The organism is Aeromonas sp. 6P, assembly GCF_051919525.1.
GTDB classification, from domain to species: Bacteria; Pseudomonadota; Gammaproteobacteria; order Enterobacterales; family Aeromonadaceae; genus Aeromonas; species Aeromonas veronii.
On sequence record NZ_JBQBEO010000002.1, the window covers coordinates 4,111,740 to 4,134,306 of the forward strand.

Below are 22,567 nucleotides of genomic sequence, written 5' to 3' on the forward strand. Positions count from 1 at the left end.
TAGCATATTGGGCTTTGCTGAAGTCGGGGCAGCAAGGAGAAAACAAAAAGCCGCTCATTCGAGCGGCTTTTTAGACAAGCGGGGAAGAAAATTACTTTTTCTTCTTGGCCTTGGCGTTCGGCAGGTCGGTGATGGAGCCTTCGAACACTTCGGCAGCCAGCCCCACGGACTCGTGCAGAGTCGGGTGAGCATGGATGGTCAGCGCGATATCTTCGGCGTCCGCCCCCATCTCGATGGCCAAACCGATTTCACCCAGCAACTCACCACCGTTGGTACCCACGATGGCACCACCGATGACGCGGCCGCTCTCCTTGTCGAAGATCAGCTTGGTCATACCGTCGGAACAGTCGGACGCGATGGCGCGACCGGAAGCAGCCCACGGGAAGGTAGCGACTTCGAAGTTCAGGCCCTGTTGCTTGGCTTCCTTCTCGGTCAGACCAACCCATGCCATCTCTGGCTCGGTGTAGGCGATGGACGGGATCACTTTCGGGTCGAAGTAGTGCTTCTTGCCGGCGATCACTTCGGCGGCAACGTGACCTTCGTGAACACCTTTGTGTGCCAGCATCGGCTGGCCAACGATGTCACCGATGGCGTGGATGTGAGCCACGTTGGTACGCAGCTGCTTGTCCACCTCGATGAAACCACGCTCGGTCACAGCAACGCCTGCCTTCTCGGCATCCAGCATCTTGCCGTTCGGCACACGGCCTACGGCAACCAGCACGTTGTCGTAACGAACCGGCTCGGCCGGAGCGTGCTTGCCTTCATAGGAGACGTACAGGCCGTCTTCGCGAGCTTCAACTGCGGTGACCTTGGTCTCCAGCATGATGTTGAATTTCTTGGCGACGCGCTTGGTATAGATCTTGACGATGTCTTTGTCGGCAGCCGGAACCAGCTGGTCGGCAAATTCCACCACATCGATCTCGGAACCCAGAGAGGAGTAAACGGTACCCATCTCCAGACCGATGATGCCGCCACCGATAACCAGCAGTTTACCGGGAACGGTTTTCAGCTCCAGCGCATCGGTAGAGTCCCATACGCGGGGATCATCGTGCGGGATGAACGGCAGTTTCACCGGACGGGAACCGGCCGCGATGATGGCGTTGTCGAAGGTCACGGTAGTCTTGCCGTCTTCCCCGGTCACTTCGAGCGTGTTCGGGCCGGTAAATTTACCCAAGCCGTTAACAACCTGAACTTTACGCATCTTGGCCATGCCAGCCAGACCGCCGGTCAGCTGGTTGATAACCTTCTCTTTCCACAGACGGATCTTGTCGATGTCGGTCTGCGGTGCACCGAAGACGATGCCGTGCTCGGCCAGCGCCTTGGCTTCTTCAATCACTTTGGCAACGTGCAGCAGCGCCTTGGAGGGGATGCAGCCCACGTTCAGGCAGACGCCACCCAGGGTGGAGTAACGCTCGACGATAATAGTATCCAGACCCAGATCGGCTGCACGGAAAGCAGCGGAATAACCGGCAGGGCCAGCACCCAGTACTACGACCTGGGTTTTGATTTCTTTACTCATCATGACCTCTTTGTCGTTCTTATATCCCCGGACAGCGCAGTCTTATACCGAAACGGGTGGCTGCAGCCGTGAAAAAAACGGGGCAAGTTTACGATCATGTTAATGAAATGAGAAGTAAAAAGGGCAGGCTCTGGGCCCGCCCTCTCACTTACAGGACCAGTCGACGAATGTCGGACAGCACGCCGTTCATGGTGGTGATGAAGCGAGCCCCATCAGCACCATCGATCACGCGGTGGTCGTAGCTCAGAGCCAGCGGCAGCATCAGGCGCGGCGCGAACTCTTTACCGTTCCACTTCGGCTTCATCTCGGACTTGGAAACACCGAGGATGGCCACTTCCGGCGCGTTGACGATCGGGGTAAAGCTGGTACCGCCGATGCCACCCAGGCTGGAGATGGTGAAGCAACCGCCCTGCATGTCGGCAGCGGTCAGCTTGCCGGCACGGGCCTTCTTGGAGATCTCGGCCAGGTCGCGAGACAGCTCCATGATGCCCTTCTTGTTCACATCGCGCACCACGGGCACAACCAGACCGTTGGGGGTATCTACCGCCACACCGATGTGGATGTACTTCTTCATGATCAGCTTGCTGCCATCTTCGGACAGGGAGCTGCAGAAGCGCGGGTGAGCTTCCAGCGCCTTGGCGGCGGCTTTCAGGATGAACACCAGCGGGGTGATCTTCACGTCTGCCGTCTGCTTCTCGAGCATCGCGTTCTGCTCTTTGCGGAACGCTTCCAGCTCGGTGGTATCGGCTTCGTCGAACTGGGTGACATGAGGGATCATGACCCAGTTGCGGTGCAGGTTCGGACCGGAGATCTTCTGGATGCGGGTCAGCTCGACCTCTTCCACATCACCAAACTTGCTGAAGTCTACCTTCGGCCACGGCAGTACGCCCAGACCGTTGCCACCGGCTACGCCGGTAGAGGCAGGAGCGGACTCGGCACGCTTGATGGCATCCTTCACGTAGGCTTGTACGTCTTCTTTGACGATGCGGCCCTTGCGACCGGAGGCTTTCACCTTGGCCAGGTTGACGCCAAACTCGCGCGCCAGACGGCGTACTGCCGGAGAGGCGTGTACATAAGCGTCGTTGGCAACGAAATCGGTCGCAGCGGCAGCAGCCTGGGCAACCGGTGCCGGAGCTGCGGCAACAGGGGCTGCAGCGACCGGAGCGGCAGCTTGAGCAACCGGCGCGGCAGCAGGAGCAGCGCCAGCCACTTCGAAGACCATGATCAGGGAACCGGTGGAGACCTTGTCACCCGCCTTCACCTTGATCTCTTTGACCACACCGGCGAACGGCGCAGGCACTTCCATGGAGGCCTTGTCACCTTCCACGGCGATCAGGGACTGGTCAGCTTCAACCTTGTCACCCACAGCAACCATGATCTCGGTGACTTCCACTTCGTCGCCACCGATATCCGGTACGTTGACCTCTTTGGCCGCAGCGGCAACCGGGGCAGCAGCCACCGGCGCGGCAGCTTGGGCCGGAGCAGCAACGGCAGCAGGCGCAGCGCCAGCCACTTCAAATACCATCACCAGAGAGCCGGTAGAGACCTTGGCGCCAGCGGCAACCTTGATCTCGACTACGCGGCCTGCGAACGGTGCCGGTACTTCCATGGAGGCCTTGTCACCTTCCACGGCAATGATGGACTGGTCAGCTTCTACCATGTCGCCCACGGCAACCATGATTTCAATCACGTCCACTTCGTCGTCACCGATGTCCGGTACGTGCACATCTTTGCGCACGGCTGCGGCAGGTGCGGCGGCCGGAGCAGCTGCAACAGGAGCGGCCACTTCTGCAGGAGCAGCAGCGCCTTCGGCTTCGAAGATCATGATCTGGGAACCGGTGGCAACCTTGTCGCCTACCTTGATTAGGATCTCTTTAACGATACCGGCAGACGGGGCCGGTACTTCCATGGAGGCCTTGTCGCCTTCTACCGCGATGATGGACTGGTCAAGCTCGACCTTGTCACCCACGGCCACCATGATCTCGGTGACTTCAACTTCATCGGCGCCGATATCCGGCACCATAATCTGTTTGGACATTGTGCTTTATCCTCTTGCGTCGATCCGCGTGACTGGCTGATGCCGCCACGCACATCTCGCGTTAACCGTTTTAAATCCTGGCAGGGTCGCGCCGTCATACGGCGCGCCCCTTGATCCACTTACGCGTACAGCGGGTTGACCTTGTCGGCATCGATGCCGTACTTGGCGATGGCGTCGGCCACAACCTGCTTGTCTACCTCGCCGCGCTTGGCCAGTTCGGTCAGAGCAGCAACCACCACGTAGAACTCGTTCACTTCGAAGTGACGACGCAGGTTGGCACGGCTGTCGGAACGGCCGTAACCGTCGGTACCCAGCACGCGGTAGTTCTCGGTCGGCACGAAGGCGCGAACCTGATCGGCGAAGGACTTCATGTAGTCGGTCGCAGCGATGGTGGCTTCGGAACCCAGTACCTGAGCGATGTACGGTACGCGAGCATCGCTAGTCGGGTGCAGCATGTTCCAGCGATCCGCGTCCTGACCGTCACGGGCCAGCTCGTTGAAGGAGGTGACGCTGAACACATCGGAACCGATGCCGTACTCGCTGGCCAGGATCTGGGCAGCCTTGCGCACGTGACCCAGGATGGAACCACAACCCAGCAGCTGAACTTTCGCCTTGGCACCGGCTACGGATTCCAGCTTGTAGATACCCTTGCGGATGCCTTCCTCGGCGCCTTCCGGCATGGCCGGCATGGCGTAGTTCTCGTTCAGGGTGGTGATGTAGTAGAACACGTTCTCTGGGTTCTCACCGTACATGCGGCGCAGGCCGTCCTGTACGATCACCGCCACTTCATAGGCGTAGGACGGGTCGTAGGAGATGCAGTTCGGGATGGTGTTCGCCAGGATGTGGCTGTGACCATCTTCGTGCTGCAGACCTTCGCCGTTCAGGGTAGTGCGACCGGAGGTTGCACCCAGCAGGAAGCCACGGGCTTGCTGGTCACCGGCTGCCCACGCCATGTCGCCGATCCGCTGGAAGCCGAACATGGAGTAGTAGATGTAGAACGGGATCATCGGGCAATCGTTGGTGCTGTAAGAGGTCGCAGCAGCCAGCCAGGAGGACATCGCGCCCAGCTCGTTGATACCGTCTTGCAGAACCTGACCCTGCTTGTCTTCCTTGTAGTAGGAGACGATGTCGCGGTCTTGCGGGGTGTACTGCTGACCGTGCGGGCTGTAGATACCGATCTGGCGGAACAGACCTTCCATACCGAAGGTACGGGCTTCGTCAGCCAGGATCGGAACGATGCGCTTGCCGATGGACTTGTCTTTCAGCATCACGTTCAGGGAACGCACGAACGCCATGGTGGTGGAGATTTCGCGCGCCTGCTCACCCAGCAGCGGGCCGAAGGCATCCAGTGCCGGGATTTCCAGCTTGGTGGTGCTTTCGCGCAGACGGGTCGGCACATAGCCTTTCAGGGCAGTGCGACGGTCGTGCAGGTATTTGTGCTCGGCAGAACCGGCTTCGATCTTCAGGTAAGGCAGATCGGCCAGCTGCTCGTCGGCCACCGGCAGGTTGAAGCGGTCACGCAGGTGACGCACGGAGTCCAGCTCCATCTTCTTGACCTGGTGAGCGATGTTCTTGCCTTCGGCCGCTTCACCCATGCCGTAACCCTTGATGGTCTTGGCCAGAATAACGGTCGGCTTGCCCTTGGTCTGGGTCGCCTTGTTGAACGCGGCGAACAGTTTGCGAGGATCGTGACCACCGCGGTTCAGGGCGAAGATCTCCTCGTCGGTCATGTCTTTGACCAGCGCGGCAGTTTCCGGATAACGGTTGAAGAAGTGCTCGCGGATGTAGCCACCGTCGCGGGACTTCATGGTCTGGTAGTCACCGTCCACGGTCTCGTTCATCAGCTGGATCAGCTTGCCGGAAGTGTCTTTCTTCAGCAGCTCATCCCACTTGCGACCCCAGATCACCTTGGTCACATCCCAACCGGCGCCAGCAAACAGGCCTTCCAGCTCGTTGATGACCTTGCCGTTACCGACAACCGGACCATCCAGACGCTGCAGGTTGCAGTTGACCACGAATACCAGGTTGTCGAGCTTTTCACGCACGGCAACGGTCAGGGCACCCTTGGCTTCCGGCTCGTCCATCTCGCCATCACCCAGGAAGGCGTAAACGGTCTGCTCGGAGCAATCCTTGATACCACGGTCGGTCAGGTACTTCAGGAAGCGAGCCTGATAGATGGCGGCGATGGGGCCCAGACCCATGGAGACGGTCGGGAACTGCCAGAAGTCCGGCATCAGTTTCGGGTGCGGATAGGAAGGGATACCCTTGCCGTCCACTTCCTGACGGAAGTTGTCCAGCTGCTCTTCGGTCAGACGACCTTCAGCAAAGGCGCGAGCATAGATGCCCGGGGAGATATGACCCTGGAAGTAAACCAGATCGCCACCATCCTTCTCGTTGCGAGCACGGAAGAAGTGGTTGAAGCAGACATCATAGATGGTCGCAGAAGAAGCGAAGGAAGACATGTGACCACCCAGGTCCAGGTCTTTCTTGGACGCGCGCAGCACGATCATCATGGCGTTCCAGCGGATGATGGCGCGAATGCGGCGTTCCATCTCCAGGTCACCCGGGTAGTCCGGCTCGTCGCTGGACGGGATGGTGTTGATGTAATCGCGATTTGCCTTGGCAGCCACGTCCACACCGCTTACGCGGGCTTTCTCGGCCAACTGTTCAAGGATGAACTGAGCGCGTTGCGGACCCTCTTCACGCAGCAGGGATTCCAGAGAGGCAAGCCACTCCAGCGTTTCTATCGGGTCCACATCGTTCTTCAGGATATCAGACATGGCTGGTTCCTATGTTGTTGTGATTGCACGGCATTGCACGGCGAAGGGCGCAAGCATTCGACAATAGAGCCTTGTGGGATTAGTTTTCCTGCTGACGGATCCGACGCATGGATCGCTGGATCCGGCTGTCTTCCCTCTGCATATCCAACAAGGTGTCCTCGATAAAGGCCAGATGCTCATGACAAGCTGTTCTGGCCCGCTCCGGAGCCCCCGAAAGAATAGCCTCGATCAGATTCGCGCGATGGCGACGTATCTTGGCTACCACTCCCGGGCGGCGATTCAAAATCTCGTTATTCTGCAGAATGTTCTGTTCGAGCATCGGGCTCATGGCCCGCAGCAGGTGCAGCAGCACCACGTTGTGGGACGCCTCGGCCACCGCCAGATAGAACTGGGTCACGGCTGCCGATTCGGCCACCAGCGAGCCCAGCTGGCCCGCCTCTTCGATGGTGGTTTGCACCTGACGAATGCGCTCGAAATCAGACCCGGTTCCCCGCAAAGCCGCGTAGTAGGCACAGATGCCTTCCAGCGCGTGGCGAAACTCCAGCAGGTCATACTGGGCTTCCGGGTGGGTACTGAGCAGTTCGAACAGAGGATCGGCGATCCCCTTGCTCAGGGCATTCTGCACATAAGTGCCGCCGCCCTGACGGCGATAAAGCAATCCGCGCGCTTCCAGTCGCTGGATGGCTTCGCGCAAGGAGGGGCGCGATACCTGAAACTGGATGGCGAGTTCCCGCTCGGGAGGCAATTTCTGCCCCGGCTGCAGGCTGCCTTCCAGAATCATCTGTTCCAGCTCGGCGACAATGGAGTCGGCCAACTTGGGTTGCGTAATCTTGCGATAGGGCATGAGGCTACTTTGTTAAATTGGTATTACCAATTTTATGGATGGGGCGAAAATTAGCAGAGGCCTTTTGAAAAGTCCACTCAAAAGATGATCTGAGTCAAGAATCAGCCCCACCACTTAAGAGGTAAAGCAGGGGAAACATGATTTAGCTCATAGAAAATGGTCTGACCAATATTCTTGACCTCGCTCACAAATAACATTTGCGCAACCAGAGACAAAAATGGCCTGCCAGATAGGCAAGCCATTGATTTTAAAATCCAAACTAAATTTGAATATTTACTTTAGCTGTTTAGTAACTGACGGTAGTAATCCCACTGGAAACTGGCTCCGGGATCCGTCTTGCGCCCTGGTGCGATATCGCAATGGCCGACAATTTTTTCGTGGGTGATGGCCGGATAGCGCTCCGAGATGGCTCGGGTGAGCCCCGCCAGCGCCCGGTACTGAGCCTCGGTATAGGGGGTTTCGTCAGTCCCTTCCAGCTCGATGCCGATGGAGAAGTCATTGCATGCCTCCCTCCCCTGCCAGCTCGAGACACCTGCATGCCAGGCGCGCGCGCCAAACGGTACATACTGCACCAGCTCGCCATCACGGCGGATCAGGCAGTGGGCCGAGACCCGCAGCTGATGGATACCGGCAAAATAGGGGTGAGCCTCGGGGTCGAGCCGCCCCATAAAGAGATCGTCGATAAAGGGGCCACTAAACTCCCCCGGCGGCAGGCTGATACCATGCACCACCAGTAGGGAGATATCGTCGGGCGTGGCCCGTTCGTTGTGATGGGGAGAAGGCACCCGACGCGCCTGCTGGCACCAGCCAGCGGCATCGATAGAAAAACAAGGTTGCGAAGCGAGTTGAGTCATCGGCTACTCGAGTTGGCTGATTAATGGCGAAAAGATGAGATGTGATGGACAAGCCAGCACCAACTCACTGAATCAACGGGAAATGGTATGTTAGGCTGAGTCATCTTCCGCTCGATATGGATGGGGTATGCAGCACACGGCACGCTGGATGTGGTTACTGGCCTGGCTCTCTTTGATGGGCCTGCTGACCCTCTATTTTCACTCCCGCAACCAACCAAGCGTCACCGCCAGCGGCGAGCTGCTACTGCGGGCCGACCAGAGCGGCCACTATCGTCTGGAGGGTGCCATCAACGGCCAGCCGGTGCAACTGCTGCTCGATACCGGCGCCACCCGCATCACCATCCCGCAGCAGGTTGCCGAGCGCCTCGGCCTGACCGCTCATGGCAGCAGCCAGGTCAATACCGCCGCGGGGCAGATCCGGGTCGGCAACGGCACCATCGAAACGCTGGCGATGGGGCCATTGACCTTGTACGATCTGGCCATCTTTATCAATCCGGCGGCAGACGGTGACGAAGTGCTGGTTGGCATGAACGCCCTCGGTCGGCTGGAGCTGGTTCAAAAGGAGCGGCAGTTGCTGCTCAGACCCTTGCAGGAATAAGGCATGTTTCAACAGGATGTCAGCCGCGCCGTGCGCGCCGCACTACTCGAAGATCTGGGCGATGCCCTCACCACGCTGGACCAACCGGACGCCAGCGCCGATATCACCGCCCAGCTGATCCCGGCCGACAGGATCTCAAGCGCCCGGGTTATCACCCGTGAAGCGGGTGTATTCTGCGGCCAGCCTTGGGTGGACGAAGTCTTCTTGCAACTGAAGACCCAGCTCGGCGGCGAGGTGAAGGTGGAGTGGAAGGTGCAGGATGGGGAAGTGCTCTCCCCCAATCAGGAGCTGTTCCGCCTCCACGGCCCTGCCCGCCTGCTGCTGACCGGCGAGCGCAATGCGCTGAACTTTGTCCAGACCCTCTCCGGCGTTGCCACCCTCACCGCGCGCTATGTGGCAGAGCTGGAGGGCACTGACTGCCGCCTGCTCGACACCCGCAAAACCATCCCTGGGCTGCGCACCGCCCAGAAGTACGCAGTCACCTGTGGCGGCGGCAAGAATCACCGCATCGGCCTCTACGACGCTTACCTCATCAAGGAGAACCATATCCTCGCCTGTGGCGGCATTGCCGAGGCAATTAGCGAGGCTCGCCATCTCAATCCGGGCAAACCGGTGGAGGTGGAGGTGGAATCGCTGGCCGAGCTGGAACAGGCACTGGCGGCAAAGGCCGATATCGTGATGCTGGACAACTTCGATGTGGCCATGATGCGAGAAGCGGTCGCCATCAATCAGGGTCGCGCCAAGCTGGAGGTCTCCGGCAATGTGACGCTGGACACCCTGGCAGAGTTTGCCGCCACCGGCGTCGATTTTATCTCGGTCGGGGCGCTGACCAAGCATGTACGGGCGCTCGATCTCTCCATGCGCTTTATCCAGCAGTGAGATTCACCCCGCAGGCCTGAGCAAATACTCGACCTAACCGGATAAACAACTTGCAAAAGGCGCCATGGGCGCCTTTTCTTTATGCAGGATCCCTCAGCAAAGGAGTGTGATGACGGACCCGCTTTCACCCGTAACAAAGAGTCATAAGAAGCCACTTATTTTATGACTCGCATCAAGTTTTTGGTAAATGACATGAAAGTAGTTAACAAAGGCAGCAATCTCTGTTGCCACCCCTGACAGCTCGGATAAGATACTGACGTGCGGATGATTTTCCACCGACACTTCCCAGGAACCAAGGATAAAAGGATATTTCAAATGAAGAAACAATCGGGTTTTACCCTTATTGAACTGATGATCGTAGTCGCGATCGTGGCTATTCTGGCAGCGGTAGCGCTGCCGGCGTATCAGAACTACACCCAAAGAGCAAAGTTCAGTGAAGTAATCGCAGCTATCAGCCCAGCTAAGACAGCAATTGAAATTTGCGTTCAAACCGCAGCAACCGGGGCTGATATTGTAAACACTACGACAGGCTGTGGTGTAAGAGCATTTAATGCCCTCTCAAGTGCAATCGACAACCAACAATATGTTAAAGCTCCAGTGTCTACTGATGTAACCACTGCTGGCGCAATAACAGTTAGAACATCATCCACATTTAACGCCACAGAATACACCTATACCTTAACTGCAAGCCCAGCATTGTCCACAAACACTGTCCCGGGAACCCAAATTAATTGGGTACAATCAGGATCTTGCCAAGCAGCTGGCCTCTGCTAACGCATGACCTCTAGCCCTAATAGCGGCCTGGCGTTAAGCCTGGCCGCCTCTTCACTGATCAGTGAAGAGGACTCCCAGCGCTATCTGAGCCAGGCCAAGGCCCAGCGCAAACCCTTTGTCACATTTCTGATAGAGAACGAGATCCTCGACAGCAAGGCGCTCGCCGATTTTTGCGAGCTGGAGTATGGGGTACCTCTGCTGGATCTTGCCGCCTTCGACTTGGCCGAGATCCCGCAGAAGTACCTCAATCAGAAGCTGATTGAGAAACACCACGTCCTGCCCATCTACACCCAGGGCCACACCCTCTACATCGCCATGTCGGATCCGACCAATGTCTCGGCGTTGGAGGACTTTGGCTTCAGCTTCGGCCTTCATACCGAAGCGCTGCTGGTAGAGGAAAACAAGCTCACCGCCGCCATCGGCAAGCTGCTGGAGAGCGAAAACGACGCCCTCGGCATGGAGGATATCGACGAATCCGAGATTTCGGATCTCGAGGTCTCCGACGAAAACAGCCGGCTGGACGAGAGCGTCAATACCACCGATGACGATGCCCCTATCGTCAAGTACATCAACAAAATCCTGATGGATGCCATCAAGCGCGGCGCCTCCGACCTGCACTTCGAGCCTTATGAGTTCAAGTATCGGGTTCGCTTTCGCATCGATGGCATTCTGCATGAAATTGCCACACCGCCGGTTAATCTCTCCAACCGCTTCTCCGCTCGCCTCAAGGTGATGGCACGACTCGATATCGCCGAGCGGCGGCTGCCGCAGGATGGCCGCATCAAGTTGAAGCTGTCGCGCAACAAGTCGATGGATATGCGGGTTAATACCCTGCCCACCATGTGGGGGGAGAAGATCGTTATCCGTCTGCTCGACTCCTCGGCGGCACGCCTCAATATCGAGCAACTCGGCTTTGATGACCGACAGAAGGCGCAGTACCTGCGCGCCCTCTCCAAACCACAGGGGATGATCCTGGTGACCGGCCCCACCGGCTCGGGCAAGACGGTCTCGCTCTATACCGGCCTCAATATTCTCAACACCACCGAGGTAAACATCTCCACTGCCGAAGATCCGGTGGAGATCAACCTGCCCGGCGTCAACCAGGTGCAGGTCAACCCCAAGGCGGGGCTCACCTTCGCCAGTGCCCTGCGCTCCTTTTTGCGGCAAGACCCGGATGTGGTGATGGTGGGGGAAATACGGGATCTGGAAACCGCCGAGATCGCCATCAAGGCGGCACAGACCGGCCACCTGGTGCTCTCCACCCTGCATACCAACTCCGCCGCCGAGACCCTGACCCGGATGATGAACATGGGGGTTCCGGCCTTCAACATCGCCTCCTCGGTGACCCTGATCATGGCCCAGCGGTTGGCCCGTAAACTGTGCGACCACTGCAAAGCGCCGGAAGTGGTGCCGGAAGCCGAACTGCTGGAGCTGGGCTTTACGCCGCAGCAGCTGGCAGCCGGACTGCGACTGTTCAAACCGGTCGGCTGCAAGGAGTGTTCCGGCGGCTACAAGGGGCGGGTCGGCATATACGAAATCATGCTGATGTCGGAGAACATCGCCAAATTAATCATGCAGGGGGCCAACTCCCTGCAAATCGCTGCTATCGCGCAGAAAGAGGGGATGCGTACCTTACGTACCTCGGGACTGGAGAAGGCTCGGCTCGGGGTCACCAGTCTGGCCGAGGTCAATCGGGTCACCACCAACTGATCCGTGTGCGGAACGACCCGCCGGTTTGGTTGGCAGAGTCTATCAGCCGTTCACGAATACGGAACGGATTATAGTCCGGCCAACAGAGTAATCAGATATTCAAGTGACTGGGCTGTCGCCAAGAAGGTACCGCCCACCCTATCAGTACCCCGCAGGCATCAAGCCAGTCGGGCACCTTGACCAGGTTGGTGACGTGCAGAGCCAGGCTCTGACAACCAACCCCATTGCAGGATGCAAAGATGGCAACCCTAACGAAAAAGAACAATGCCCCCAAGAAAGTCTTCGCCTTCCGCTGGCACGGGGTTAATCGCAAGGGGCAGAAGGTCTCCGGCGAGCTGCAGGCCGACAGCATCAACACCGTCAAGACCGAACTGCGCAAGCAGGGGGTCAACGTCACCAAGGTAGCCAAGAAATCCCAGGGGCTCTTCTCCAAGGGCGGCGCCAAGATCAAGCCGATGGATATCGCCATCGTCTCACGCCAGATCACCACCATGCTCTCCGCCGGCGTACCACTGGTGCAGAGCCTGCAGATCATCGCCCGCAGTCACGAGAAAGCCTCGATGCGCGAGCTGATGGGGCAGATTGCCGCCGATGTGGAGACCGGTACCCCCATGTCGGAGGCGCTGCGTCGCCATCCTCTCTATTTCGATGATCTCTATTGCGATCTGGTGGAAGCCGGTGAGCAATCCGGTGCACTGGAGACCATCTACGACCGTATTGCCACTTACCGGGAAAAGTCGGAAGCGCTCAAGTCGAAGATCAAGAAGGCGATGTTCTACCCCACCATGGTCATTCTGGTCGCCATCGTGGTCACCTCCATCCTGCTGCTGTTCGTCATTCCGCAGTTCGAGGATATCTTCAAGAGCTTTGGTGCCGAGCTGCCGGTGTTCACCCAGTTTGTTATCGGCATCTCCCGCTTTATGCAGAACTGGTGGTATGTCTTCTTTGGTGGCACGGCCCTTGGCATCTTCCTTTACGTGCGGGCCTGGCGGGCCTCCCAGAAGGTAAAAGACAACACCGACAAGTTCGTCCTCACCATTCCGGTAGTCGGGATGATCCTGCACAAGGCGGCGATGGCCCGCTTTGCCCGCACCCTGTCTACCACCTTCTCCGCCGGTATTCCGCTGGTGGATGCGCTGATTTCGGCGGCTGGGGCCTCGGGCAACTATGTCTATCGCACCGCGGTCATGGCCATCCGCAACGAGGTGGTGGCCGGTATGCAGATCAACGTTGCAATGCGCACCGTCGATCTCTTCCCCGACATGGTGATCCAGATGGTGATGATCGGTGAGGAGTCCGGTGCCATCGATGATATGCTCTCCAAGGTCGCCACCATCTTCGAACAGGAGGTGGATGATCTGGTCGATGGCCTCACCAGCCTGCTGGAACCCCTCATCATGGTGGTGCTCGGGGTGCTGGTCGGCGGTATGGTTATTGCCATGTACCTGCCCATCTTCAAGCTTGGCGACGTGGTAGGCTGATTTATCAGGGCATGGCACCACAGCCATGCCCTCTCCCTCATTCAATAACTGACGGTTGGTTATGACACTTCTTCTCGAGCTGGCTCACAGCTTGCCCTGGCTCTACTTCTCGCTGGTTTTTCTCTTCTCCCTGATGATCGGCAGCTTCCTTAACGTGGTCATCCACCGCTTGCCCATCATGCTGGAGCGGGAGTGGCAGGCCGAGTATCGCAGCTACTTCGCCTCTGATGAGGAGGCCACTGCGCCAGAGCGCTACAACCTGATGGTGCCGCGCTCCGCATGCCCTCACTGTGGCCACGCCATCACTGCGCTGGAGAACATCCCGCTGTTGAGCTGGCTCTGGCTCAAAGGGCGTTGCCGCGACTGTCAGGCCCCCATCTCGGCCCGCTATCCGCTGGTAGAGCTACTGACCGCCCTGCTCTCGGTGGCCGTAGCCATGGTCATAACACCGGGCTGGGGCACACTGGCCGCCCTATTGCTGACCTGGGTGCTGGTCGCCCTTACCTTCATCGATCTCGACAAGATGTTGCTGCCCGACCAGCTCACCCTGCCACTGCTGTGGGGCGGGCTGCTGTTCAATCTGGCAAGTGGCTTCGTCCCCTTGGCTGATGCAGTGAGCGGCGCCATGGCGGGCTATCTGGTGCTCTGGAGCCTCTACTGGGCTTTCAAGCTGCTAACAGGCAAGGAGGGGATGGGCTATGGCGACTTCAAGCTGCTGGCGGCGCTGGGCGCCTGGCTCGGCTGGCAGGCGCTGCCCATAATTCTGCTGCTCTCATCCCTGGTCGGCGCCGTGATCGGCATCAGTCTGATCGCCTTGCACAAACACCATCAGGGCAAGCCAATCCCCTTCGGCCCCTACCTCGCCATCGCGGGCTGGATCGCCCTGCTGTGGGGCGATACCATCACCCGCTGGTATCTCTCTACCATGCTTTGAGCAAGAGGCCCCCATGTATGTAGTTGCTATCACAGGTGGTATCGGCAGCGGCAAGACCACTATCGCCAATCAGTTTGCCGCGCTGGGTATCGAGGTGGTGGATGCCGATGTGATCGCCCGCGAAGTGGTCGAGCCGGGTACCCCGGCCCTTGCCGCCATCACCGACCATTTTGGCCCGAATGTGATTGATCCGAGCGGTCAACTCGACCGTCGCGCCCTGCGCGAGCGGGTCTTCAGCGACCCACAGGCCAAGGAGTGGCTGAATGCTTTGCTCCACCCGCTGATTCGCAGTGAAATGCAGCGCCAATGTGCCGCAGCCAGTTCACCTTACTGCCTGCTGGTGGTGCCACTGCTGGTGGAGAACAAACTCACCGGCCTCGCCAACCGGGTGCTGGTGATCGATGTTGACGAAGCGACCCAGATTGAGCGCACCTGTCGCCGTGATGGGGTATCGGCCGAGCAGGCCCGGGCCATCATCGCCGCCCAAGCGAGTCGGGTGGAACGCCTCGCTGCGGCGGATGATGTCATCGAAAACCACAATGGCAGCGAAATGGCGATTAAAACGCGGATTTTGGCGCTGCACGAGACATATCTGGCAATTGCCTCTCAACAAGGCCGCCAAGTGTGAGTACACTAGGCCGGTTTATGGCTGGCCAGGATTAGGCATGATTTACGATTTCCCCCTCAATGAAAAAAGCCGGACCTATCTTCGTCTGGAGTCCCTGTTTTCCCAGATCCGCGACAATCTGGAGAGTGAACAATCCTGGGCACATATCGCCTTCTTCAAGGGGCTGTTCGATCTGCAGGAGTTGCTGGAGCGTGGTGACCTGCGCGCCGACCTCATCAAGGATCTGGAGCGTCTCGGCCAGCGTCTGAGCCACTGGGCCAGCCTGCCCGATGTCGATCTGGAGCAGATCAAACTGATGCAGCAAGAGAGCAGCCAGCTCTCTCGCAACCTGCTCAACTCGCCACGCCCGGGTGCCCGCCTGAAAGAGGATCGTCTGCTCGGCTCCATCCGCCAGCGCTTCTCCATCCCGGGTGGTCTGTGTGCCTTCGATGTGCCACAGCTGCACCACTGGCTCGGCACCCCGGCCATCACCCGTCACCAGCAGATGCAGGGCTGGCTGAGCGATATCAACCTGCTGATGAATGCCATCACCCTGCTGCTGCGCCTGTGGCGTGAATCAGGCAGCTTCAGTGAGCAGGTTGCCAGCAACGGTTTCTTCCAGGACACCGCCGAGAGCGCCGAGCTGATCCGCATCAAGCTGCCGGGCAATCTGTTCTGCTACCCGACCCTGAGCGGCCACAAGAACCGCTTCGCCCTGCGTTTTCTGCCCACCGCAGAACAGCCGATTGGCGATGTGCCGTTCCAGCTCGCCTGCTGCTAAGGAGGGCTTATGGTCACCAAGGTAAAGTGTCCGACCTGTCAGAGCGAAGTGGAGTGGGGCCCGCAGAGTCCGTTCCGCCCCTTCTGCAGCAAGCGCTGCCAACTGATCGATCTCGGCGAATGGGCCGATGAAGAGAAGCGGATCCCGGGGGAGATCAACCCGGATCTGCTGCCGGAGCAGGAAGAGGGCGATCAGTGGCTATAAGCCCCTGGTCACGCACCTCTGCAATATCAAAAAAGGGCCGATTGGCCCTTTTTTGATGGTTGTTGATTACTACCGGCTCACGCCAGCAGGCCCTGTAGGCGCGCTACAATCGGGCCATTGGCATCGGGGAAGTGATAGTTGTGCAGCTCGGCCACCGGCACCCACAGGCACTCCTGCCCCTCTTTTCCGAACGGCTCGCCGCTGAAACGGGTCACCTTCCAGATATCCAGCAACACCTGCTTCTCCGGGTAGTCGTGCTGCAGTTCCATAAAGGGAGCGCAATCCAATACCCGGATACCGATCTCTTCCCACAGCTCCCGATCCAGCGCGGTGAGCAGATCCTCACCCGACTCCACCTTGCCACCGGGAAACTCCCAGCGATCCCCCTGATGGCGATCGGAGGAGCGTCGGGCGATGAAGATATCGCCCCGTTCATTCTTGATGACGCCAACCGCCACCCAGATCCGTTTCTTCTGTTCCATCAATTACCTCTGTTCGCTTGTTGCCACCAATAACAAGGCGGGCACTTGGCCCGCCTGTTATGGCATAGCGTCGATCAGGTCAACTGACCGTGGCAGTGCTTGTACTTCTTGCCGGAGCCGCACGGGCAGGGATCGTTGCGACCAACCTTCTGCTCGTCGCGCACGAAGGTGGTGTGGCCATCTTCGGCTGCGGCCTGTTCATCGGCCAGCTGGCTCTCGGCAGCGGCGTGGGTATAGGTGCGGGGAGCGGCTTCCGCCTGCTGGCGCTGCTGCTCTTCCATCGCTTCCACATCGCGCTCCTGCACCTGAACACGGCTCAGGATGCTGACCACGTCGCGCTTGAGGGTTTCCAGCATCTGGGTGAACAGATCAAAGGATTCGCGCTTGTACTCCTGCTTGGGGTTCTTCTGGGCGTAACCGCGCAGATGGATGCCCTGACGCAGGTGATCCATGGCCGCCAGATGCTCTTTCCACAGACCATCTAGGGTTTGCAGCATCACCGCTTTCTCGAAGTTGCGCAGCACCTCTTTGCCGACCAGCTCCTCCTTGTGGGCATAGAGCTTGGTGGCTTCGTCCAGAATGCGCTCGCGCAGCTTCTCTTCGTACAGCTTGTCGTCTTCCGCCAGCCACTGCTGCAGCGGCAGATCCAGCGCGAAGTCGGCCTTCAGGCGTGCTTCCAGACCCGGCACATCCCACATCTCTTCCAGAGACTGGGGCGGGATGTACTCGTCGATCACGGCGCCGTACACATCATCACGGATAACGTGGATGGTCTCGGAGATGTCGTTGGTATCCAGCAGCTCATTGCGCTGCTCGTAGACCACCTTGCGCTGGTCGTTGGCAACATCATCAAACTCCAGCAAGCTCTTGCGGATGTCGAAGTTACGACCTTCCACCTTGCGCTGAGCATTTTCGATCGCCTTGGTGACCCACGGGTGCTCGATGGCTTCGCCCTCTTCCATGCCCAACTTCTTCATCATGCCGGTCACGCGATCGGAGGCGAAGATCCGCATCAGGGTATCTTCCATGGAGAGGTAGAAACGGGAGGAACCCGGGTCACCCTGACGACCGGAACGGCCGCGCAGCTGGTTATCGATACGACGGGATTCGTGACGCTCGGTGCCGATAATGTGCAGACCACCGGCGGCCAGCACCGCATCGTGACGCACCTGCCAAGCGGCTTTCAGCTCGGCAATCTGCTCGCTGGTCGGGTTCTCCAGCTTGGCAATCTCTGCCTGCCAGTTGCCACCCAACACGATGTCGGTACCACGACCGGCCATGTTGGTGGCGATGGTGACCGCACCTGTCTGACCAGCCTGGGCGACGATCTCCGCTTCCATGGCGTGGAACTTGGCGTTCAGCACCTTGTGCGGGATCTTCTCCTTGGTCAGGATGCCGGAGAGCAGCTCGGAGTTCTCGATAGAGACAGTACCAACCAGTACAGGCTGGCCCTTGGCCACGCACTGACGGATATCTTCGATGATGGCGGCATACTTCTCGTTGGCGGTCAGGTAGACCAGATCGCCCATGTCCTTGCGCACCATCGGCTTGTTGGTCGGGATAACCACGGTATCCAGGCCATAAATCTGCTGGAATTCAAAGGCTTCTGTATCCGCAGTACCTGTCATCCCCGCCAGCTTGTTGTAGAGACGGAAGTAGTTCTGGAAGGTGATGGAGGCCAGCGTCTGGTTCTCGTTCTGGATCTTCACCCCTTCCTTCGCTTCAACGGCCTGATGCAGGCCATCGGACCAGCGACGACCCGGCATGGTACGGCCAGTATGTTCGTCAACGATGACGATTTCGTCTTTCTGGACGATGTAGTCCACGTTGCGCTCGAACAGGGTGTGAGCACGCAAACCCGCATTGACGTGGTGCAACAGGCTGATGTTGGAGGCGGAGAACAGGGAGTCGTTCTCGTCCAGCAGCCCCTCTTTCTTGAGCAGCTCTTCCACGAAGATCTGACCGTTTTCGGTCAGCAGGGCCTGACGGTTCTTCTCGTCCACCGTGTAGTGACCGTCGCCGGTGTACTCTTCGGTGTCTTCCTTGTCCTGCTTGACCAGCAGCGGGATCAGCTTGTTGACGCGAATATAGAGCTCTGAGCTGTCTTCAGCCGGGCCGGAGATGATGAGCGGAGTCCGGGCTTCATCGATAAGCACCGAGTCCACCTCATCCACCAGCGCGTAGTTGAGCGGGCGCTGTACCCGCTGCTCCGGCGAGAACGCCATGTTGTCGCGCAGGTAGTCGAAACCGAATTCGTTGTTGGTACCGTAGGTGATGTCGGCGGCGTAGGCGTCACGCTTCTGGGACGCATCCATACCGGGCACGTTGCAATCGACGGTCATGCCGAGGAAGGCAAACAGCGGGCGGTTCGCCTCCGCATCACGCTTGGCCAAATAGTCGTTCACCGTCACCACGTGCACACCACGGCCGCTCAGGGCGTTCAGGTAAGCTGGCAAAGTCGCCGTAAGAGTCTTACCTTCACCGGTTTTCATTTCCGCGATGCGGTTGGAGTTCAGCACCATGCCGCCAATCAGCTGCACGTCGAAGTGGCGCATGCCAAACACCCGCTTGGAGGCTTCACGCACGGTCGCGAACGCTTCCGGCAGCAACTGCTCCAGGGTCTCACCCTGCTCGATACGCTGACGATATTCAGCCGTTTTGGCCTGCAACTCGGCATCGGAGAGAGCCTCGAACTGCGGCTCCATGGCATTGATCTGTTTTACAATTTTGCGCAAAGCCTTGAGCGTTCTGTCGTTCCGGCTGCCGATAATCTTGGTAAGCAGTGTGCTAATCATGGGTACCAACTATTTCTGGTTATAAAAGCGTTCCGTCACTGGAACCTGAAGAAAAAAACCTAACCCCGTCTGGCACTGAGAAAGCGTGCGGGGTTGACCTGACGACCATCTTTCAACACTTCGTAATGCAGATGGACCCCGGTCGCGCGACCGGTGCGTCCCATCAAGGCAATCTTCTGACCCTGATCAACCAGGGTGCCCACCTCGACCAGCAACTTGGAGTTGTGGGCATAGCGGGTGACCAAGCCATTGCCGTGATTAATCTCCACCATATTGCCAAATTCCGGATGACGGCCCGCCCAGCTGACAATGCCGGGCCCGGTGGCCAGAATCGGGGTTCCGGGTTTGCCACGGAAATCGACCCCTTTGTGCATCTTGGCACGCCCGTTGAACGGATCGACCCGTCCACCAAACCCGGACGAGACCCAAACTCGCTCCTGTTTGACTGGCGTGCCGGAAATAAAACCGGCATCGGTGATATGGTGATTCATGATGAAAGATTCAAGTACCGACAGCTGCTCTTCACGGCTGCTGAGCTGCTGGCTGAGGTGCTTCATCGAGGCTTGCAGCTCGTTGAGGCTCACTTCCAGCTCTTCATCATAAGAAGGGCCGCCCATGGGGGGCAGCTCTTTGAAATTGAACTCGTCGGGATCGAGATCGGCTTGCTCGGTCAATCGTTCGCCGAGGGCATTGAGACGGCCAAGCTGGCCCTGCATGGTGCCCACCTGAGCAGCCAGCATTGCCAACTGTTCACGGGCTTCGTCGCCACTCTGGTCGACGGACTGTTGCTCGGCAACGGCAAGCGCCACTTCCAGCGCCTCCATTTTCTGGTGCCAGCTCTGCCAGAGCCAACCACCACCAAGGGCCAACAGGGAGAAGAGAATACCGCCGACCCAGGCCAGACGTTGTTTGGGCAGGTGCAACTTGCGTCGCTGCTTGCCGTGGAGGATCAGGGTAATGCTCATAGAAATCAGTCTGCTCGGTCAGGTGCGGCCAGGAGCCTGCACGGGAAATAAAACCGGGAGATAATCGGTATTAAAGGATGGAGTAAACAAATGACGGAACGTCGGTGCGGAGAGAGGACCGACGTTCCGTTGCACAGCTATCAGGCCAGAACCAGACCGTTATCGTAGTAAGCGATAGGCGCTTTGTCGCCCTCACCCTCGAAGGTCACCAGTTCCCAAGCCTCTTGCTCGGCCAGCAAAGCACGCAGCAGCTTGTTGTTCAGGGCATGTCCGGTCTTGTAGGCACGGAACTCACCGATGATGCTGCGGTTACACATATAGAGGTCACCGATCGCGTCCAGCATCTTGTGCTTGACGAACTCGTCCTCATAACGCAAACCGTCTTCGTTCAGCACCCGATAGTCGTCCAGTACCACGGCGTTTTCCAGGCTTCCGCCCAGCGCCAGGTTCTGGGAACGCAGGTACTCGATATCGCGCATGAACCCGAAGGTACGGGCACGGCTGATCTCTTTCACGAAGGAGGCACCGGAGAAATCTAGTACGCAACGCTGGTTGCGCCCTGCAAAGACCGGATGCTGGAAATCGATCTCGAGATCCATTTTGAAGCCGTTGCGATAGGGGTGGAATTCCGCCCACTTGTCGCCGTCTTCAACCCGGATGCTCTTCTTGATCCGCACAAACTGCTTGGCCGCATTTTGTTCACGGATCCCGACTTCCTGCAGCAGGTAGATAAAGGGATGCGCACTACCATCCATCACCGGGATCTCGGGCGCGTCAACCTCAACGTAGAGGTTGTCGATCCCCATCCCGGCCAGCGCGGCAGAGAGGTGCTCAATGGTAGAGACCCGGACACCGGCTTCGTTGACCAGCGCGGTACAGAGCACGGTATCGCGCACCTGATCGGCATTGGCTGGCAGCTCCACCACAGGATTCAGGTCGGTACGCAAGTAAACGATCCCTGTGTTCACAGGTGCCGGACGGAACGTCATAGTGACTTTCCGACCCGAATGCAGGCCGACACCAGTCGCCTGTACACTCGTTTTCAAGGTTCTTTGTCTAATCATGGGTGTACCCTAAACAGCTTAAAATCCGGACCAGATGGTCGTTGGCAGGCCATCTTAGCACATTCCTTGAACAACAAACAAACGAGAGCCATAAGAGGCTTAGTCAGCTTGCTTGCGCAGGAACGCCGGAATATCCAGGTAATCCGGTTCACGACGAGCTTGCGGCTCGGCGTTGACCACCTTGGCCGGGGCTTCGTCCATCACGCGGCCTTGCATCATGTCGCTAACCAGCGGCTGACGCACCGGGCGCTCTTGCACCTGGCTGCTCTTGACTAGCGTGATGTCCGGCTTGCGCTCGGCACCGATACCGGTAGCAACCACGGTCACACGCAGTTCGTCGTGCATTTCCGGATCGATTACGGTACCCACAACTACAGTGGCGTTCTCGGAAGCGAAGGCCTTGACCGCGTTACCCACGGTTTCGAACTCTTCGATGGTCATGTCCATACCGGCGGTGATGTTGACCAGGATGCCACGGGCACCGGCCAGATCCACATCTTCCAGCAGCGGGCTGGAGATGGCTTTCTCGGCCGCTTCTTCAGCACGGTCATCACCGGAGGCGGAGCCGGTACCCATCATGGCGGTACCCATTTCACGCATCACGGTACGCACGTCCGCAAAGTCGACGTTGATCAAGCCCGGACGGGTGATCAGCTCGGCAATGCCCTGTACCGCGCCAAGCAGTACATCGTTGGCCGCCTTGAAGGCATCCAGCAGGGAGATACCGCGACCCAGCACCTTCAGCAACTTGTCGTTGGGGATGGTGATCAGGGAGTCGACATTCTTGGAGAGCTCTTCGATACCGTGCGCGGCGAAGCCCATCCGCTTCTTCCCTTCGAAGGAGAACGGCTTGGTCACCACAGCAACGGTCAGGATGCCCATCTCGCGTGCCACTTCGGCCACGATCGGCGCAGCACCGGTACCGGTACCACCGCCCATACCGGCAGCGATGAACACCATGTCGGAACCGGTCAGCAGCTCACGCAGCGCTTCGCGATCTTCCATGGCCGCATCACGACCCACTTCCGGATTGGCGCCGGCACCCAGACCCTTGGTGATGCCACCGCCGATCTGCAGGGTAGTGTTGGCGCTGGAGTTACGCAGTGCCTGGGCGTCGGTGTTGACGGTAATAAACTCAACACCCTCAATATTTTGACGAACCATGTGCTCGACAGCGTTACCGCCGCCGCCACCTACACCGATCACTTTAATGACGGCTTCGTCAGTGTGGCTATCCATAAATTCAAACATGTTGTCT

General features: G+C 58.5%; 19 protein-coding genes. 9 read left to right on the plus strand and 10 right to left on the minus strand.

Annotation, left to right across the window (positions count from 1 at the left end; genetic code table 11):
• Positions 1-91 precede the first annotated feature (91 nt).
• From lpdA to ampD, 5 genes are all read right to left on the minus strand, one after another.
• A complete protein-coding gene (gene lpdA / locus ACTG2J_RS19015) occupies positions 92-1,519 on the minus strand; it encodes a dihydrolipoyl dehydrogenase (protein ID WP_005341659.1) in 1,428 nt (475 codons plus the stop codon).
• A 148-nt stretch (positions 1,520-1,667) separates the two neighbouring features.
• Positions 1,668-3,557 (minus strand): pyruvate dehydrogenase complex dihydrolipoyllysine-residue acetyltransferase, encoded by a 1,890-nt coding sequence (gene aceF, locus ACTG2J_RS19020; RefSeq protein WP_439997782.1) that lies wholly within the window; start codon positions 3,555-3,557, stop codon positions 1,668-1,670.
• Positions 3,558-3,676: 119 nt separating this feature from the next.
• Positions 3,677-6,337, minus strand: coding sequence for a pyruvate dehydrogenase (acetyl-transferring), homodimeric type (gene aceE, locus ACTG2J_RS19025; protein WP_100652552.1), 2,661 nt, complete (start codon positions 6,335-6,337; stop codon positions 3,677-3,679).
• A 79-nt stretch (positions 6,338-6,416) separates the two neighbouring features.
• Complete coding sequence (pdhR, locus tag ACTG2J_RS19030) at positions 6,417-7,181, minus strand: pyruvate dehydrogenase complex transcriptional repressor PdhR (protein WP_005336127.1); 765 nt, start codon at positions 7,179-7,181, stop codon at positions 6,417-6,419.
• Between the two features lie 278 nt (positions 7,182-7,459).
• The gene (ampD, locus tag ACTG2J_RS19035) at positions 7,460-8,035 is read right to left on the minus strand and encodes a 1,6-anhydro-N-acetylmuramyl-L-alanine amidase AmpD (RefSeq protein ID WP_439997783.1); all 576 of its coding nucleotides are present in this window, start codon (positions 8,033-8,035) and stop codon (positions 7,460-7,462) included.
• 127 nt (positions 8,036-8,162) lie between these two features.
• Between ampD and ACTG2J_RS19040 the strand changes: the two genes are divergently transcribed.
• From ACTG2J_RS19040 to yacG, 9 genes are all read left to right on the plus strand, one after another.
• Positions 8,163-8,633 (plus strand): retropepsin-like aspartic protease family protein, encoded by a 471-nt coding sequence (locus ACTG2J_RS19040; protein WP_040068932.1) that lies wholly within the window; start codon positions 8,163-8,165, stop codon positions 8,631-8,633.
• Positions 8,634-8,636: 3 nt separating this feature from the next.
• A complete protein-coding gene (gene nadC / locus ACTG2J_RS19045) occupies positions 8,637-9,512 on the plus strand; it encodes a carboxylating nicotinate-nucleotide diphosphorylase (protein WP_439997784.1) in 876 nt (291 codons plus the stop codon).
• 315 nt (positions 9,513-9,827) lie between these two features.
• Positions 9,828-10,286 carry a pilin gene (locus ACTG2J_RS19050; RefSeq protein ID WP_201995335.1) on the plus strand — a complete coding sequence of 153 codons (459 nt, stop codon included), beginning with the start codon at positions 9,828-9,830 and terminating at the stop codon, positions 10,284-10,286.
• A gap of 3 nt (positions 10,287-10,289) precedes the next feature.
• Positions 10,290-11,996 carry a PilB family type IVa pilus assembly ATPase TapB gene (gene tapB / locus ACTG2J_RS19055; RefSeq protein ID WP_005356616.1) on the plus strand — a complete coding sequence of 569 codons (1,707 nt, stop codon included), beginning with the start codon at positions 10,290-10,292 and terminating at the stop codon, positions 11,994-11,996.
• A 239-nt stretch (positions 11,997-12,235) separates the two neighbouring features.
• Positions 12,236-13,477 carry a type II secretion system F family protein gene (locus tag ACTG2J_RS19060; protein ID WP_005336136.1) on the plus strand — a complete coding sequence of 414 codons (1,242 nt, stop codon included), beginning with the start codon at positions 12,236-12,238 and terminating at the stop codon, positions 13,475-13,477.
• Positions 13,478-13,538: 61 nt separating this feature from the next.
• On the plus strand, positions 13,539-14,411 hold the full coding sequence (locus ACTG2J_RS19065) for a prepilin peptidase (RefSeq protein WP_274160613.1): 873 nt from the start codon (positions 13,539-13,541) through the stop codon (positions 14,409-14,411).
• A gap of 13 nt (positions 14,412-14,424) precedes the next feature.
• The gene (gene coaE / locus ACTG2J_RS19070) at positions 14,425-15,039 is read left to right on the plus strand and encodes a dephospho-CoA kinase (RefSeq protein ID WP_439997785.1); all 615 of its coding nucleotides are present in this window, start codon (positions 14,425-14,427) and stop codon (positions 15,037-15,039) included.
• 37 nt (positions 15,040-15,076) lie between these two features.
• The gene (gene zapD, locus ACTG2J_RS19075) at positions 15,077-15,799 is read left to right on the plus strand and encodes a cell division protein ZapD (RefSeq protein ID WP_005336141.1); all 723 of its coding nucleotides are present in this window, start codon (positions 15,077-15,079) and stop codon (positions 15,797-15,799) included.
• A gap of 9 nt (positions 15,800-15,808) precedes the next feature.
• Complete coding sequence (gene yacG, locus ACTG2J_RS19080) at positions 15,809-16,003, plus strand: DNA gyrase inhibitor YacG (protein ID WP_021231282.1); 195 nt, start codon at positions 15,809-15,811, stop codon at positions 16,001-16,003.
• Positions 16,004-16,080: 77 nt separating this feature from the next.
• Here the strand turns inward: yacG and mutT are convergent, their stop codons facing one another.
• The 5 genes from mutT to ftsZ form a co-directional block, all read right to left on the minus strand.
• Positions 16,081-16,485, minus strand: a complete 405-nt coding sequence (gene mutT / locus ACTG2J_RS19085) for an 8-oxo-dGTP diphosphatase MutT (RefSeq protein ID WP_201990583.1) — start codon at positions 16,483-16,485, stop codon at positions 16,081-16,083.
• 74 nt (positions 16,486-16,559) lie between these two features.
• Positions 16,560-19,280 (minus strand): preprotein translocase subunit SecA, encoded by a 2,721-nt coding sequence (gene secA, locus ACTG2J_RS19090; RefSeq protein WP_113740269.1) that lies wholly within the window; start codon positions 19,278-19,280, stop codon positions 16,560-16,562.
• Between the two features lie 59 nt (positions 19,281-19,339).
• Positions 19,340-20,245, minus strand: a complete 906-nt coding sequence (locus tag ACTG2J_RS19095; RefSeq protein WP_005355107.1) for a M23 family metallopeptidase — start codon at positions 20,243-20,245, stop codon at positions 19,340-19,342.
• 140 nt (positions 20,246-20,385) lie between these two features.
• Positions 20,386-21,309 carry a UDP-3-O-acyl-N-acetylglucosamine deacetylase gene (gene lpxC, locus ACTG2J_RS19100; RefSeq protein WP_040096346.1) on the minus strand — a complete coding sequence of 308 codons (924 nt, stop codon included), beginning with the start codon at positions 21,307-21,309 and terminating at the stop codon, positions 20,386-20,388.
• 99 nt (positions 21,310-21,408) lie between these two features.
• Positions 21,409-22,560: a cell division protein FtsZ gene (gene ftsZ / locus ACTG2J_RS19105; RefSeq protein WP_005336147.1), complete on the minus strand. Its 1,152-nt coding sequence runs from the start codon at positions 22,558-22,560 to the stop codon at positions 21,409-21,411.
• Positions 22,561-22,567 lie beyond the last annotated feature (7 nt).